Raw genomic sequence first — 15,371 nt, 5'->3', positions numbered from 1 at the left:
TGAGTGGCCTGCGCCGCCGTCGCCTGTCTGACTGAGTAGCCGACGGGGCTGGCCGCGCCGACTGTCCGACACTGCACCAGTCCCACGAGTCACCCGACCCGGATCGTGTTGCCCGTCCAGAGGCCGACACGCCGCACGAGTTGGGCACACGATCCGCATAGCGGATCGTGTGCCCAAGGACGGGGACGGGGGAGGGGTCAGGCCTTGGCGAGGGTGCCGAGGTAGAGCTCGATGACCTTGGGGTCGTTGGCCAGGTCCTTGCCGGAGCCGGAGTAGGCGTTGCGGCCCTGGTCCAGCACGTAGCCGCGGTCGACGATCTGCAGGCACCGGCGGGCGTTCTGCTCGACCATGATCACGGTGACGCCGGTTTTGTTGATCTCCTTGACCCGGACGAACGCCTCGTCGGTGAGGACGGGGGACAGGCCCGCGGACGGCTCGTCCAGCAGCAGCACGGACGGCTCCATCATCAGCGCGCGGCCCATGGCGACCATCTGCCGCTCGCCGCCGGACAGCGAGCCGGCCCGCTGCTTGCGGCGGTCGGCCAGGGTCGGGAACAGCGAGGCCACCCGCTCGAACTGGTCGCCGAACTTCTTCGGCGCCTGGTAGCAGCCCATCTGCAGGTTCTCCTCGATGGTGAGCGAGGGGAACACGTTGTTGGTCTGCGGGACGAAGCCGATGCCCTTGCGCACCAGTTGGTCCGCGCGCATGTTGGTGATGTTCTCGCCGCGCAGGGTCACCTCGCCCGTGCTCACGCGGACCAGGCCGAACAGCGCCTTGAGGAGGGTGGACTTGCCCGCGCCGTTGGGGCCGATGATGCCGACGAGCTCGCCCTCGTTGGCGTAGAAGTCCGCGCCGTTGAGGATGGGCACCCCGGGCAGGTAGCCGGCGATCAGCTCGTCGGTGCGCACCAGCGCCTGGGTCGACTCCGCGATGTGCTGGGAGCGGTCGACGAGCTCGGTGGCGTGGCCGTGAGGGTGACGCTGCTCGGCGTCGACGTGCAGCTCGTTGACCTTCTCGAACGGGTCGGTGGGGTCCGGGGTGATGGTCACAGCGGGCTCCTCAGGACTGCAGCGAATCGCCGGAGTCGGACAGCGAGCGGTCGTGGTGGGCGCCGAGGTAGGCGTCGATCACGGCGGGGTCGGCCATGACCGAGTCCGGCGGTCCCTCCGCGATCACCGCGCCCTGGCCCATGACGATGACCCAGTCGCTGATGTCGCGGACCATGTCCATGTCGTGCTCCACGAACAGCACGGTCATGCCCTGCTCCCGCAGGTCCTTGATGTGCTGCAGCAGGGACTGGGTCAGGGCGGGGTTCACGCCGGCCATCGGCTCGTCCAGCATGACCATCTCGGGCTTCACCATGAGGGCGCGGGCCATCTCCAGCAGCTTGCGCTGACCGCCGGACAGCGACCCGGCGAAGTCCTCGCGCTTGGCGTCGAGCTTGAAGCGGGCCAGCAGCTCGTCGGCCTGCTCGGTGATGCTCTTCTCCTGCGACTTCCAGATGCCGGGGATGAGCCCGGTGAAGAAGTGCTCGCCCTTCTGGTGAGTGGCGCCCAGGCGCATGTTGTCGATGACCTTCAGCTTGGCCAGCGCCTTGGTGAGCTGGAAGGTGCGCACCATGCCGAGGCGGGCGACCTTGTACGAGGCCATGCCGGACAGGTCGGTGCCGTTGAAGCTCCACCGGCCCTCGTCCGGCTGGTCGAACCCGGTGAGCAGGTTGAAGAAGGTGGTCTTGCCGGCACCGTTGGGCCCGATCAGCGCCGTGATGGCACCGCGCTGGACCTGCACGTGCTCGACGTCGACCGCGACCAGGCCGCCGAACCGGCGCACGATCTTGTCGGCGGTGAGGATCGGGTCCGGCTTCGCAGCGCCGGGGACGTGGGGTACGTCCGCGAGCGCGGCGGTGGCCTTCTCCTTCATGGCCGTGCCGTAGCCACCGGCCGGCGTCACGTCGGGACGCGCCGGGGCGTCGCCGTGGGTGATCTCGTCAGCGGGCATCGATGGCCAACTCCCTCTTGTCGCCCAGGATCCCCTGTGGTCGGTAGATCATCAACAGCATCAGTGTCAGGCCCAGGATCCAGTAGCGCACCTGGCCGACCTGGTCGGTGCGGATGAACCCGATGTAGCCGGCCCGCACGGCCTCGCCGAGGACGCCGTCGATGAGGATCAGCAGGAACCAGAAGACGATCGACCCGAGGACCGGACCGAACACCCGAGCCGCGCCGCCGAGGATGAGGACGGCCCAGGCGAAGAACGTCAGGTCGGTGGAGTAGTTGTCCGGCTGGACCGACTGCGTCGCGAGGGCGAACACGAAACCGCCGAAGCAGCCCAGCACGCCGCCCAGGACCAGCGACTGCATCTTGTACGAGTACACGTTCTTGCCGAGGCTGCGGACGGCGTCCTCGTCCTCGCGGATGGCCTTGAGGACCCGGCCCCACGGCGAGCGCATGGCCAACCACACCACCAAGGAGCACAGCAGGACCAGGAGCCAGCCGATGACGACGACCCACAGGTCGTTCTGGCTGAAGCTGACCGGGCCCAGGGTGAGGCCGCTGGTGAACGGGTTGAGCTTGTAGAAGTCGTCGGCGAAGCGGTTGATGCCGTCGGATCCGCCGAAGACCTCCCGGAAGGTCACCGACCGCACGATCAGCCGGATGATCTCCGCCGTGGCGATGGTGACGATGGCCAGGTAGTCCGCGCGCAGCCGCAGGGTCGGGATACCGAGCAGCAGCGCCAGCAGGATCGCCGCGATGATGCCGACGACGAGGCCGATCCACAGCGGCCAGCCGAAGTAGGCGATCGACACGCCGACGCCGTACGCGGCCACGGCCAGGAACGCGGCCTGGCCGAAGTTGAGCAGGCCGGTGTAGCCGAAGTGCACGTTCAGGCCGATAGCGGCCAGGCAGAAGATGACCGCCTGGATGCCGATGCCCTGCGTGACCGCCTGGGAGAGGATCAGGTTCCAGTCCATGTCAGCCTCCCTCTCAGCCGACCCGCTCGCGGCGGCCGAGGATGCCCTGCGGTCGCACCAGCAGGATCACGATCAGGATCACCAGCGCGCCGACGTTCTTCATCTCCGGGGGGACGAACAGCGTCGACAACTGGATGACCAGGCCCACGACCAGGCAGCCCACGATGGCGCCGAAGGCGGTCCCGAGGCCGCCCACGGTGATGCCCGCGAAGATCAGCAGCAGCACCTGGAAGCCCTGGAACCAGTTCACGCCGTTGTTGAGCGAGTAGATGATCCCGCCCAGTGCGGCCAGCGTGGCGCCGAAGATCCAGACCACGTTGATGACGCGCTCGACGTCGATGCCGGAGGCCGACGCCAGCGCCGGGTTGTCGGACACCGCCCGGCTGGCCTTGCCCATCCGGGTGCGCAGCAGCCAGTACGACGTGATGCCGAGGGCGAGGATCGCGATGCTGGAGGCGATGATCGCCTTGGGCGTGATGTCGACCGGCCCGAACGCCAGGCCCTCCTGCCCGCTGTACGAGGCGTACTGCTTGGTGTCGCCGCCGAAGAAGAACAGGATCACGTACCGCAGCAGGATGCCCAGGCCGATCGAGACAACGAGCATGGCGACCAGGCCGGTGCCCCTCTTGCGCAGCGGTCGCCACAGCCCTCGGTCCTGCAGCGAGCCGAGGATGGCGCAGACGAACAGCGCCAGCGCCGCGGCGAGGATGAAGTCCAGCCCCAGCGTCACGTTGAAGAAGAACGTGATCACCGCGCCGAGCGTCATCAGCTCGCCGTGGGAGAAGTTCGTCAGGCCGGTGGTGCCGTAGATCAGTGACAGCCCCAGGCCGCCGAGGGACAGGATCAGGCCGAAGATCAGTCCGTCCACGGTGAGCTGGGCGACCCGGTCCCAGATCGACTCGGTCTCGCGTTCACCGCTGCCGGTGGGGAACTGCACCACCCGCTTGTTGGAGAACACGGTGACCGACAGCGTGGTCTTCTCCGGGTCCGTCAGCGTCGTGCCCTCGGGCAGGGTGTCGACGTTGATCGTCACGGTGTACTGGCCGGACTCGGGCAGTGGCAGGGTCCAGGTCCCGTCCGGCCCGGTCGTCACCGTCTCGCTGAACCCGGCGCCGTTCTCCACCGTGAACTCCACGCCCGCGGCCGGCGTCCCGTCGCTGGCGGACATCTGGCCGCCGATCTCGGGTCCCTCCGCAGAAGCGGGGGTCGCACCGAAGAACACGGCCAGGGCGGCGAGAGCGGCGATCAGCAGTGCTGCTGCGCGCTTCGGCACCCGTCCTCCTCCCGTCGGTCCTCACTCCGCGGACGTGCCGTCCGGCGGCTGGGTGTCGCCCGGAGGGGCCCCGGTGCAACGCTGCGGGAGCATAGTGCGGACCCTGGGCCCGGGGGGCCGGAACGGCAGGACCCGCGGCGTGTCCGGTGACCGGGAGTGCGCCCACGGGCGGTCGACCGCGACAGGGATACCCCCACTTCCCACACGGGCGGTCCGGGCCCTACCGTGGCGACACGGACGCCGGTCGACACCGGCGGCGGGGGGACGGCGCCGAGCGGCGCCGGCAGCGGTGTCGGTCGTCGGCCGAAGGGAGCACGTCGGTGCCTCGCAGCGCGATCACGGTCACCCGGGTCTGTCACGAGTCGATGGACTCGCTCGCCCCGCTGTGGGAGGACCTGCGGGCCACGGTCGACTCCGGCGTGGTCCCCGGTGGCGGGGCCGGGCTGGACCGGGCCCGGGCGCGCTGGCTGTCGGCGGCGGAGGAGCCTGGCCGGGTGGTCCTGGTGGCCTGGGACGGCACCGACCCGGTGGGGGTTGCGGCGCTGTCGGTGCAGGAGATCGGGCCCTGGAGCGCTCCGACGGTGGTGGTGGGTCTGCTACACGTCCACAGCGGCGCGCGCCACCGGGGGGTCGGGCGGGCGCTCCTGGTGGAGGCCCTGGCCCACGCGGACCGCATCGGCACCGACCAGATCGCCGTGGACGTGCCCCCGCACCTGCGCGACGCGCAGCGGTTCTACGCGCGCCTCGGCTTCGCCCCCGTCGTCACCCGCCGGGTCACCGGGACGGCCGGGCTGCGTCGGCGCCTGCTGGGAGACCAGCAGCACAGCAAGCTCGCCGGGCTTCGGGCCCGCGCCACACGCCGTCGCCGGCAGGCGGCGGGAGTACCGGCACCCGCAGTCGCTCCCGAGGCCGTCGCCGATATCGCCCTGGCCCCGGCGAAGGTGACGGCCCCGGCCGCGAAGGCCTGAACCGCTTCGTCGCGGGGACGCCCGCGGACGCGTCGTCCGACGTGCGGGCGGTGCCCGCTGCGGTCAGGATCCGGGGACCGCGTCGCGCAGCATGCAGGTCAGCCGGGCCGTGGCGACGCGCCGGTCGCGGTCGTCGGTGATCGCGATCTCGTACGTCGCCAGGCTGCGGCCGCGTGACAGTGGGGTGGCCACGCCGGTCACGGTCCCCTCGGTCACGCCTCGGTGGTGCGAGCAGGAGATCTCGATCCCGACCGCGATCCGGCCCTCCCCGGCGTACAGCACCGACGCGACCGAGCCGATGGTCTCGGCGAGCACCACGCTGGCGCCGCCGTGCAGCAGCCCGTACGGCTGGGTGTTGCCCTCCACCGGCATGGTCGCGACCACGCGGTCGGCGCTGGCCTCGACGAAGCGGATGCCCATCCGCTCGGCCAGGCTTCCGCGGGACAGGTCGTTCATCGCGGCGATGTAGTCGTCCCCGGAGGGCGGTTCGGCGGTCACCCGGCCACCCTAGGATCGCTGCGTGACGGACGCCTCCCCGCCCCGCCGGCTGCTCCTGCTCGACGGGCACTCGCTGGCGTACCGCGCCTTCTACGCGCTGCCGGTCGAGAACTTCTCCACGACGACCGGGCAGCCCACCAACGCGGTGTACGGGTTCACCTCGATGCTCATCAACGCGCTGCGGGACGAGAAGCCGACCCACCTCGCGGTCGCGTTCGACGTGTCCCGGGTGACGTTCCGGACCGAGGAGTACGCGGAGTACAAGGCCAACCGGTCCGCGTCGCCGCAGGAGTTCAAGGGCCAGGTCGAGCTGATCAAGGAGGTGCTCGCGGCCCTGGACGTGGTGGCGCTGGAGTCGGAGGGGTTCGAGGCCGACGACATCATCGCGACGCTGTCGTCGCGGGCGGAGGCGGAGGGCTACGAGGTCCTCGTCATCTCCGGCGACCGGGACTGCCTGCAGCTCGTCGACGACCGCGTGACCCTGCTCTACCCGGTCAAGGGCGTCAGCGACCTGGCCCGGATGACGCCGGAGGCGGTGGAGGCCAAGTACGGCGTCCCGCCGGAGCGCTACCCCGACCTCGCCGCGCTGGTGGGGGAGTCCAGCGACAACCTGCCCGGCGTGCCCGGCGTGGGCCAGGGCTTCGCGTCGAAGTGGTTGCGGCAGTACGGCACCCTGTCCGGCCTGGTGGACCACGCCGACGAGGTGACGGGGAAGAAGGGCGAGGCGCTGCGCGAGCACCTGGCCCAGGTGCTGCTCAACCGGCAGCTGAACGGGCTGGTGCGCGACGTGCCGCTGCCGGTGTCGCCGACCGAGCTGGAGCGCCGGGCGTTCGACCGGGACAAGGTGCACGAGGTCTTCGACGCACTGCAGTTCCGGGTGCTGCGGGACCGGCTGTTCGAGGCGCTGGGCGACGACGCCGCACCTGCGGAGGGCGGCGGGTTCGACGTCGACGTCACGGTGCTCGGTGCCGGCGAGGTGGCGCCCTGGCTGGAGGGACACGCGACCGGTGGTCGTACCGGGGTGGCCGTGTCCGGGCACTGGGGTCGCGGCACGGGTGACCCGAGCGGGGTAGCCCTGGCGTCCCCCGACGGGGCGACGGCGTGGCTGGACCCCCGCGAGCTGACGGCCGACGACGACGGGGCGGTCGCCGGCTGGCTGGCCGACGGGTCCCGGGGCAAGGTCATGCACGACGCCAAGGGGCCGATGCTGGCGCTGGCGGCGCGCGGGTGGCCGCTGGACGGCCTGGTGGACGACACCGCGCTGGCGGCGTACCTGGTCCTGCCCGGGCAGCGGACCTTCGACCTGGGGGACCTGACCGCGCGGTTCCTGGGCCGCGACCTGCGGCCCGTGGACGAGGACGACGGCCAGCTCACGCTGGACGGGTCGGACGAGGGCGCGGCGTCGGCGTCGCTGGGGCTGCAGGCGCGCGCGGTGCTGGACCTGGCCGACGCCCTGGACCGTGAGCTGTCCGAGCGCGGTGGCACCGCGCTGCTGCGTGACGTCGAGCTGCCGCTGGAGACCGTGCTCGCGCAGCTGGAGCGCGACGGCATCGCGGTCGACCTGGACCACCTCGGGCGACTGGACGCGGAGTTCGCCGACCGGGTGCGCGAGGCGGAGGCCGACGCGCACGCGATCGTGGGCCGGCCCTTCAACCTGGGATCGCCGAAGCAGCTGCAGGAGATCCTGTTCGGCGAGCGGGGGCTGCCGAAGACCAAGCGGATCAAGACCGGCTACACCACCGACGCGGACGCGCTTCAGTCGCTGTACGCCCAGACGGGGGACCCGCTGCTGGAGGCGCTGCTGCGGTGGCGCGACTGGTCCCGGCTGAAGCAGACGGTCGCCGGGCTGATCCCGCTCGCGGACGCCGGCGGGCGCATCCACACCACCTTCAACCAGATGGTGGCCGCCACCGGACGGCTGTCGTCGACCGACCCCAACCTGCAGAACATCCCGATCCGCACCGAGGAGGGCCGGCGGATCCGCGCAGGCTTCGTGGTCGGTGACGGCTACGAGACGCTGATGACCGCCGACTACAGCCAGATCGAGATGCGGATCATGGCCCACCTGTCGGAGGACGAGGGCCTGATCGAGGCGTTCGCCTCCGGGGAGGACCTGCACACCACGGTCGCGTCGCGGGTGTTCGCCGTGGACGCGGGCGCGGTCGACCCGGAGATGCGCCGACGGATCAAGGCGATGTCGTACGGGCTGGCGTACGGGCTGTCGTCGTACGGCCTGTCGCAGCAGCTGGGCATCGCGCCGGACGAGGCGCGGGTGCTGATGGACGAGTACTTCGAGCGGTTCGGCGGGGTCCGTGACTACCTGCGCGACGTGGTGGAGCAGGCCCGGGTGACCGGCTACACCGAGACGCTGCTGGGGCGGCGGCGCTACCTGCCGGACCTCACCAGCGACAACCGGCAGCGGCGCGAGATGGCGGAGCGGATGGCGCTCAACGCCCCGATCCAGGGGTCGGCCGCCGACATCATCAAGGTGGCGATGCTCGGGGTGGCTCGGGCGCTGCGGGAGCAGCGGCTGGCCTCTCGGATGCTGCTGCAGGTGCACGACGAGCTCGTGCTGGAGGTGGCCCCGGGGGAGCGGGACGCCGTCGAGGCGCTGGTGCGCGCGCAGATGGGCGGGGCCTACGAGCTGCGGGTGCCGCTGGACGTGTCCGTCGGGTTCGGCCGCACCTGGCAGGACGCCGGCCACTGACCCGCCCGGGGCGTCGACCCACCACACCCGCCCTCGTACCCCCACGCCCCCCTTCACCGGTGGAACCTTGGACCAGCCCCACGGCGTCGGGACGTGGTCGCACGTTCCACCGGGCGTGGCGGGTGGGACGGTCGGTGACGGTGTGGGGCGGGGGGGACGGGTGCCGGGGAACGGGTGCCGGGGGACGGGTGCCGGGGAGCGGCTGCCGGGGAGCGGGACACGCCGGGGGCCGGGAATGCGAGAGGCCTGGCCGGGCGCGGGCGTGGCTCGGTAGCCTCGGGAGCCCCAGCACGCATGCGATCCCGGCCTGAGGACGGGATCCACCCGGCCGACCAGGAGAGGAACCCCGTCGATGAGCACCTGCTCGAACCCCAAGTGCACCTGCGACCCGTGCGAGTGCGACCCCTGCACGTGCGGCAACGAGGGCTGACTACACGCGACCACCGGGGCCGGGGCCGTCGACAGGCGGTCCCGGCCCCGATGTCCGTGGGGAGGGGGTCGTGGTGCAAACGGTGCTCTTGGTCAACGGGCTCGGCTGCGGTGGCTGCGTACGGGGTCTGACGACGCACCTGACCGCGGTCGACGGTGTGGCGGACGTGGAGGTCGACCTGGTGTCCCGGGGCACGTCGACCGTGCGCGTGACCACGGACGGCCCGGTGGATCGGGCGGCGCTGGAGCAGGCCGTGACGGCGGCGGGCAAGCGGCTCGCGGACCCGGTGTGACGTTCTGCTGGGACACGCCGGCGTGTCCCAGCAGAACGTCACCGTGGCGGCAACGCCTGGTGCGGGCGAGGCTCGAGGTACGTGACAGCGGGGAGGCGCGTGTCAGAGGGGGAGGCGGCGGAACACCGGGCGGGGCAGGTGCCGCAGCCCGGACATGACCAGCCGCAGCGGGGCGGGCGCGTAGACCACCTCGGACCCGCGGCGCAGCCCTGCGACCACGGCGTCGGCCACGTCGGCCGGGTCGACCGTGAGCGGGGCCTCGGGCAGGCCGGCCGTCATGCGGGTCCGCACGAACCCGGGGCGGACCACCATGACCCGGGCCCCCGACCCGTGCAGCGCGTCGCCGAGGCCCTGGGCGAAGGCGTCCAGGCCCGCCTTGGTGGAGCCGTACACGTAGTTGGAGCGCCGGCCACGCTCACCGGCGACCGAGGACAGCACGACCAGCACGCCGTGGCCCTGCTCCCGCAGCCGGGTGGCCACCCGCAGCCCGGTGCTGACCGCTCCCACGTAGTTGACCTGCGCCACCTCGACCGCGGCGTCGGGGTCCGCCTCGGCCACCGCCTGGTCACCCAGCACGCCGAACGCCAGCAGCACCAGGTCGACGTCACCCGCGTCGAAGACGCCATCCACCAGGGCCTGGTGCGCGCCGGTGTCGAGGGCGTCGAAGCCCACCGTCGACACGTCCGCGATCCCGCGGGACCGCTGCGCAGACGCCACCGCGTCCAGCGCCGCCGAGGGGCGGCCGGCCAGCACGACCCGGCGCAGGCGCTCCGCGGGCAGCGCGTCCAGCACCGCCGCCGCGATCTCGCTGGACCCGCCCAGCACGAGCACCGACTGCGGGTCCGCCAGGGCGTCCATCACAGGCCCAGCCTCCGATCGAGGTCCGAGGTGAACACGCGGCCCGGATCCACCCGGTCGCGCACCGTCCGCCACTCCGCCAGCCGCGGGTAGCCGGCCGCGAACGTCTCCGGCGTCATCCGGGAGTCCTTGGCCAGGTAGTGCCGGCCACCCGCGTCCAGCACCAGCCGGTCCAGGTCGTCCAGCAGGTCGCCCAGGCCGGGGGCGCGGGCCGGGACGTCCAGCGCCAGCGTCCACCCCGGCCGGGGGAACGACAGTGGCGCGGGGTTCGCCGGTCCGAACCGCTTGAGCACGGCCAGGAACGACGGTGCCCGGGACCCGCTGAACCGCTCCACCGCGGTGCGCACGACCGACTCCGCGCCGTCGGGCACGACGAACTGGTACTGCAGGAACCCGCCCGGCCCGTAGACCCGGTTCCAGTCCCGGACCCCGTCCAGCGGGTGGAAGAACGCGGGGATGGCCTGCACCTCGTCGCGTCGCACGGCCGGGGCCTTGCGGAACCAGGCCTCGTTGAACGCCCGCACCGACCAGGTGTTCAGCAGCCCGCCGGGCACGAACGGCGGCGCCCCCAGCCGAGGCGAGGCGTCGTACGCCAGCGGGTCCGCCGCGGCCGGCGCCGGCAGCGCGGACAACGGGGCGTGGTCGCCCCGGGTGAGCACGCCGCGACCCAGCGAAGCACCCCGTGCAGTGCAGTCGATCCACGCCACGGAGTACCGGTAGCCGGCGTCGCCCTCGACCATCAGGGTCATCAGCGCGTCCAGGTCGCCCGCCCGGTCGGTGTCCACCAGCATGCGGGACGACTCCACAGGCAGCAGCCCCAGCGTGACCGAGGTGATGACACCGGTGAGTCCCATGCCGCCGACGGTGGCCCAGAACAGCTCCGGGTCGGCATCCGGGGCCGGCCCCACGGTGCGCACCGCGCCGTCCGACGTCACCAGCTCCAGGGACCGGACCTGGGCGCCGAACGTGCCGTCGACGTGGTGGTTCTTGCCGTGCACGTCCGCAGCGACCGCGCCGCCGACGGTGACGTACCGAGTCCCTGGCGTGACCGGGACGAAGAAGCCGAGCGGGAGCAGCACCCGCAGCAGGTGGTCCAGGCTGACCCCCGCGCCGACCGTCGCCTGCGCGTGCACAGGGTCCACCGACACCGCGGACAGCGCGGACAGGTCCAGCACCACGCCGCCGGCGTCCTGTGCGGCGTCGCCGTACGAGCGACCCAGTCCGCGCGCCAGCACACCGCGCGGCCCGGCGGCAGTGATCGCGGCCCGGACCCCTGCCACGTCCGCCGGTGCCACGACCGTCGCGGACGACGGCGCGGTCCGGCCCCACCCGGTGAGCAGCCGCTCCCCGGCCGAGCGGACCAGCGGCGACACCGGCGGCGATCCCTCGAGCGGCACGGCTCAGACCGCCAGCGCGCCGAGGCCGAACAGCACGGCCCACGCCAGGCCCAGTCCCAGCAGCACCGGGTCGCGCAGCACCGCGTCCTCCGGTGCCTCCGCGGCGCCGCGGTCCACGTCCACGGCGTAGCGCAGCACACCGAGCACGAACGGCAGCACGCTCCACACCGCCCACGGCAGGCTCGAGGGCACCTGCGCCACTTCGAACGCCCACAGGCAGTACGACATGATCGTGACGCCGGCCGCGACGCCCCAGACGAAGCGCAGGTAGGACGTCGTGTAGCCGTCCAGCGCCCGCCGCGCGGCGGTCTCACCCTCAGCAAGCGAGGCCAGCTCCGAGTAGCGCTTGCCCGCCGCCATGAACAGCGAGCCGAAGCCCGCGACGATGAGGAACCACTGCGACAGCGGGATCCCCGTCGCCGCGCCACCCGCGACCGCTCGCAGCAGGAAGCCGAGCGCCAGCAGCGCCAGCTCGAGCACCGGTTCGTGCTTGAGCCACAGCGAGTACGCCAGCGTCGCCGTCACGTACGCCGCCACTGTCGCACCCAGGGCGGGGCGGACCGCCAGGCCCAGCAGCACCGCGCTGGCCAGCAGCAGCACCGCGGCGCCGATCGCCGGCCCGACCGGCAGCAGGCCCGCCGCGACCGGACGGTGCCGCTTGACCGGATGCGCCCGGTCGGCCTCGACGTCGGCGACGTCGTTGACCAGGTAGGTCCCGCTGGACGCCAGGCAGAACGCCACCACCGCCCACAGCGTGGGCACCAGCACGTCCGGCTCGAACAGGCTGCCCGCGCCCAGCGGGGCGGCCAGCACCAGGACGTTCTTCAGCCACTGCCGGGGGCGCAGCGCCGCCACGAGCGCGCCGACGCGTCCCGCCCGCGTGGGCACGGCCTGGCTGGTCACGGGTCTCCCGGGGACGAGGGCGGGCCGCGTCGGTCCGCGGCGCGCAAGTGCCCGGCCATGCTAGGTGGGCCGCACCGGCGCTCCGTGCACGCCCCGCGGCACCGCGGGTCACGGTGCGGTCACTTGCCGCGCGGTCGCCGAGCCTCACGGCACGGTCGCTGCCAGACTCCGCTCCATGTCGACGACCCGCCTGCCCGCAGCCGCGGCCGCACTGGCCGCGGGTGCGCTGCTGCTGACCGCCTGCACCTCGTCCTCGGGGACCACCTCCCCGGTGTTCGACCAGAGCGACGACGTCCCCTTCACCGGGTGCGACCAGGTCGCCTGCTCGGGAACGCTCGAGGGCGCCAACTACGAGATCCTGCTGCCGGAGAAGTGGAACGGCACCCTGCTGATCTACTCCCACGGCTACCGGCCCGCGCAGCCGTTCCCGCCGGACTTCAACCCGGTCGCCACGACCGCCGAGCCCGCTCCCGGCTGGGGCGGCGGTAACAAGGAGGTCGGCGAGGCCCTGCTGGCGCAGGGCTACGCCCTCACCGGCTCCGCCTACGCGTCCAACGGCTGGGCCGTGGAGGACGGCGTCGCGGCGGCGGAGCAGCTGTACACCTTCTTCTCCGACAACGTCGCCAAGCCCAACCGGGTCTACGTGTGGGGTGACTCGCTCGGCGGCCTGATCACGGAAACGGTCGCGCAGACGCACCCCGAGTGGGTCGACGGCGTCGCTCCGTTCTGCGGGGCGATCGCGGGCGTGGTCCCGAACTTCGACATGGCCCTGGACGCGGAGTACTCGATCCAGCAGTTCTTCGCTCCGGAGATGGACATCGTCGACTTCGGGTCGTACGAGGCTGCCGTGGCCGCCTGGAACGCCGGGTTCAAGCCCATGTACGACGGTGCCGTGGCCCAGGACACCGACGCGATCGCGAAGATCCTGACCATCGCCGCCATCGTGGACGCCCCGTCGAAGACGGCGACGTACGACGGGTCCACGATCGCCAGCCAGGTGTCCGGCTACATCGAGTCCCTGGCGACGGCTCTCGGCTTCGGCACCGTCGCCCGGTACGACGTCGAGCAGCGCTTCGGCGGCAACATCTCCAGCAACGTCGAGACCGACTACGCCGAGCGGGTCGACGACGAGGAGCGCGCACTGATCGACACGGTGGGGGGCGAGGGTGCCGCGGACGCGCTGATCGCCCAGCTGCAGGCCGGGACCCGGGTGACCGCGGACCAGGCTGCGCTGGAGAAGGCGCTGAGCGTGGGCGGCAACCCGCAGGGCAACGTGCAGGACCCGACGATCACCATCCACACCTCCGACGACCCGCTGGTGATCGTGCAGAACCAGTCCTTCTTCCGGGACCGCTACCAGGAGCAGCTCGACGCCGGCAACGTGAAGTACGGGCTGGTCCAGCTGTTCACGGTCCCGCCCGCCACGTACCCGGAGTCGACCGGTGCCCCGTACGGCGCCGGCCACTGCAACTTCACCCCGGAGTCGCGGCTGGCCGTGATCGGCCTGCTCGACCAGTGGGTGCGGGACGGGGTCTACCCGGCCACGGCGGCGGTCGCCGCCGCGATGGGCGACGACAGCGGGTTCAACCCGCTGTTCGTGCCCAGCCCGTGGCCGAACCCGCTGGCGCTCGAGATCGGCGCGGACCAACCGACGGAGTCCGGCGGCTCCGCCTCCCCGGAGGCGTCGTCCTAGGTCGCCACCCGCACCGAAACCGTCGCTAGCCGGCCCGGAGACGGGCGGGTAGCGACGGTTTCGGTGTCCCGGGGGGGCTCAGGTGCGGCGCTCGCGCAGCGCGACGACGAGGCCGGCCGCGGCCAGGGCGAAGCCCGCGGTCAGTGCCGACAGGACCAGCCCGGTCACGGTGCGCGGGGCCACCAGGACGGCCACTCCCACCAGCAGCACGGTGGCGGCCCACACCGCCAGCACCGCGCGCCGGTCGTCCACCGCGAGCCGGCTCATCAGCAGCAACTGGGCCAGGGCGAAGGCCGAGCCGGCCGCGGCGAACAGCCACACGACCGGCCCGAGGCCCGCGTACTGGGCACCACCGACGATCCGCACCACCAGGTCGCCGAACAGCCAGGCGCCGAGGGTGACCAGGACGCCGAGGCCAGCCGTGATCCCCGCGGCCGCGAGGGTGGCGGCCACCCGCCTGCTGTCGGCCATCCGCGGGAAGGCGATGACCACCACGAACTGCGGCAGCCAGAAGGCGATCTTCGCCACGATCGCGCCGACGGCGTAGCGGCCGGCCTCGGCCGGGCTGAGCAGTGCCCTCGCCAGCAGCACGTCGACATTCGTGAGCACGAACAGGGCGAGCAGCGCGTGCGTCGCGTGGAGCGTCTCCGCCCGCAGCCCGGGCAGCGGCACCGGCCGCCGCGCGGCGAGTGGCCGCACGACCACGGCGCCGGCGGCGGCTCCGACGGCCGCGCCGAGGGCGAACCCGACCAGCGCCCCGAGCAGGCTGCCGGTGGCGAGCGCGCCGACGATCCCACCGCCGCTCTTCCCGAGGCCGGTGGCGACGTACAGCAGGCCGACCCGGGCGAACGACTCGCGGCCCTGGGCCACGCCGAGCTGAGCCCCGGTGACGGTGAGCGGCACCAGGCTCACGGCGACCAGGAGGACCGGCACCACCCCGTCGAGGTTGAGCAGCGCCATCACGGCGGGGGAGACGACGGCGGTGGCGACGGCGACCGCGGCCCCGCCGACCAGACCCGCGCGCAGCACCGTCCGCCCCGCGCCCCCGATGTCCTCCGGAGACTCAGCGGCCCGCCGCACCAGGGTCCGGGCCCCGACGGCCTGCAGCCCCAGCGCCAGCACGTTGCCGATGAGGACCACGCCGAGCAGGGCCGCGAAGGCGCCGTACGCGTCCCGACCGAGTGCCCGCGCGCCGACCAGCTGCAGGGCGTATCCCAGGACCTGGGCGACGGCCAGGCCGCCGGCCACCAGGACCGTGCTGCCGGCGACGGCGCGCACCCGGGACGGGGTCACCTGGCGGTCCGCCTCCCGGTCGCTGGGTCGCGTACGGCCCACCGCCGCGCGCCACGTCGGCCCAGGTAGGGGCGCCCCGGCTCGGTGC

General features: G+C 72.7%; 13 protein-coding genes. 4 read left to right on the top strand and 9 right to left on the bottom strand.

Translation table 11 applies throughout. The annotated features are described in order from the left end of the window. Window positions 1-197 precede the first annotated feature (197 nt). From R2737_11435 to R2737_11420, 4 genes are read right to left on the bottom strand one after another with little or no spacing between them, the layout of a single operon-like run. Window positions 198-1,049, bottom strand: coding sequence for an ABC transporter ATP-binding protein (locus R2737_11435; protein ID MEZ5116870.1), 852 nt, complete (start codon window positions 1,047-1,049; stop codon window positions 198-200). A 10-nt stretch (window positions 1,050-1,059) separates the two neighbouring features. After that, window positions 1,060-1,998 carry an ABC transporter ATP-binding protein gene (locus R2737_11430; protein MEZ5116869.1) on the bottom strand — a complete coding sequence of 313 codons (939 nt, stop codon included), beginning with the start codon at window positions 1,996-1,998 and terminating at the stop codon, window positions 1,060-1,062. Further along, entirely contained in the window at window positions 1,988-2,971 is a 984-nt protein-coding gene (locus R2737_11425; protein MEZ5116868.1) for a branched-chain amino acid ABC transporter permease, read from the bottom strand. The genes R2737_11430 and R2737_11425 overlap by 11 nt, the downstream gene beginning before the upstream one ends. A 13-nt stretch (window positions 2,972-2,984) precedes the next feature. Beyond that, window positions 2,985-4,244, bottom strand: a complete 1,260-nt coding sequence (locus R2737_11420) for a branched-chain amino acid ABC transporter permease (GenBank protein ID MEZ5116867.1) — start codon at window positions 4,242-4,244, stop codon at window positions 2,985-2,987. A 320-nt stretch (window positions 4,245-4,564) separates the two neighbouring features. Here R2737_11420 and R2737_11415 point away from each other — a divergent pair, with 320 nt between their 5' ends. After that, complete coding sequence (locus tag R2737_11415) at window positions 4,565-5,212, top strand: GNAT family N-acetyltransferase (GenBank protein MEZ5116866.1); 648 nt, start codon at window positions 4,565-4,567, stop codon at window positions 5,210-5,212. Between the two features lie 63 nt (window positions 5,213-5,275). Here the strand turns inward: R2737_11415 and R2737_11410 are convergent, their stop codons facing one another. Beyond that, on the bottom strand, window positions 5,276-5,710 hold the full coding sequence (locus tag R2737_11410) for a hotdog fold thioesterase (protein MEZ5116865.1): 435 nt from the start codon (window positions 5,708-5,710) through the stop codon (window positions 5,276-5,278). Window positions 5,711-5,732: 22 nt separating this feature from the next. Here R2737_11410 and polA point away from each other — a divergent pair, with 22 nt between their 5' ends. Further along, window positions 5,733-8,417, top strand: coding sequence for a DNA polymerase I (gene polA, locus R2737_11405; GenBank protein ID MEZ5116864.1), 2,685 nt, complete (start codon window positions 5,733-5,735; stop codon window positions 8,415-8,417). 503 nt (window positions 8,418-8,920) lie between these two features. After that, window positions 8,921-9,139 (top strand): heavy metal-associated domain-containing protein, encoded by a 219-nt coding sequence (locus R2737_11400; protein ID MEZ5116863.1) that lies wholly within the window; start codon window positions 8,921-8,923, stop codon window positions 9,137-9,139. A 102-nt stretch (window positions 9,140-9,241) separates the two neighbouring features. Here R2737_11400 and R2737_11395 read toward each other — a convergent pair whose 3' ends face one another. Genes R2737_11395 through R2737_11385 form a run of 3 tightly spaced genes read right to left on the bottom strand, consistent with a single transcriptional unit; the run spans window position 9,242 to window position 12,297 of the window. Next, window positions 9,242-9,997 (bottom strand): decaprenylphospho-beta-D-erythro-pentofuranosid-2-ulose 2-reductase, encoded by a 756-nt coding sequence (locus tag R2737_11395; GenBank protein MEZ5116862.1) that lies wholly within the window; start codon window positions 9,995-9,997, stop codon window positions 9,242-9,244. Next, window positions 9,997-11,370 (bottom strand): FAD-binding oxidoreductase, encoded by a 1,374-nt coding sequence (locus R2737_11390; GenBank protein MEZ5116861.1) that lies wholly within the window; start codon window positions 11,368-11,370, stop codon window positions 9,997-9,999. Before R2737_11390 ends, R2737_11395 begins: the two co-directional genes overlap by 1 nt. Window positions 11,371-11,397: 27 nt before the next feature. Continuing rightward, entirely contained in the window at window positions 11,398-12,297 is a 900-nt protein-coding gene (locus R2737_11385) for a decaprenyl-phosphate phosphoribosyltransferase (protein ID MEZ5116860.1), read from the bottom strand. Between the two features lie 175 nt (window positions 12,298-12,472). Between R2737_11385 and R2737_11380 the strand changes: the two genes are divergently transcribed. Continuing rightward, window positions 12,473-13,990 carry a hypothetical protein gene (locus tag R2737_11380; GenBank protein MEZ5116859.1) on the top strand — a complete coding sequence of 506 codons (1,518 nt, stop codon included), beginning with the start codon at window positions 12,473-12,475 and terminating at the stop codon, window positions 13,988-13,990. Window positions 13,991-14,068: 78 nt separating this feature from the next. On the opposite strand, the gene R2737_11375 is transcribed toward R2737_11380, so the two are convergent. Further along, a complete protein-coding gene (locus R2737_11375) occupies window positions 14,069-15,283 on the bottom strand; it encodes a hypothetical protein (protein ID MEZ5116858.1) in 1,215 nt (404 codons plus the stop codon). Window positions 15,284-15,371 lie beyond the last annotated feature (88 nt).

It is taken from the genome of Candidatus Nanopelagicales bacterium (assembly GCA_041393815.1).
Classification (GTDB): Bacteria; Actinomycetota; Actinomycetes; order S36-B12; family JAWKJK01; genus JAWKJK01.
Note: the sequence above shows the minus strand (reverse complement) of the source record. Positions and strands in the feature narration are given on the sequence as shown.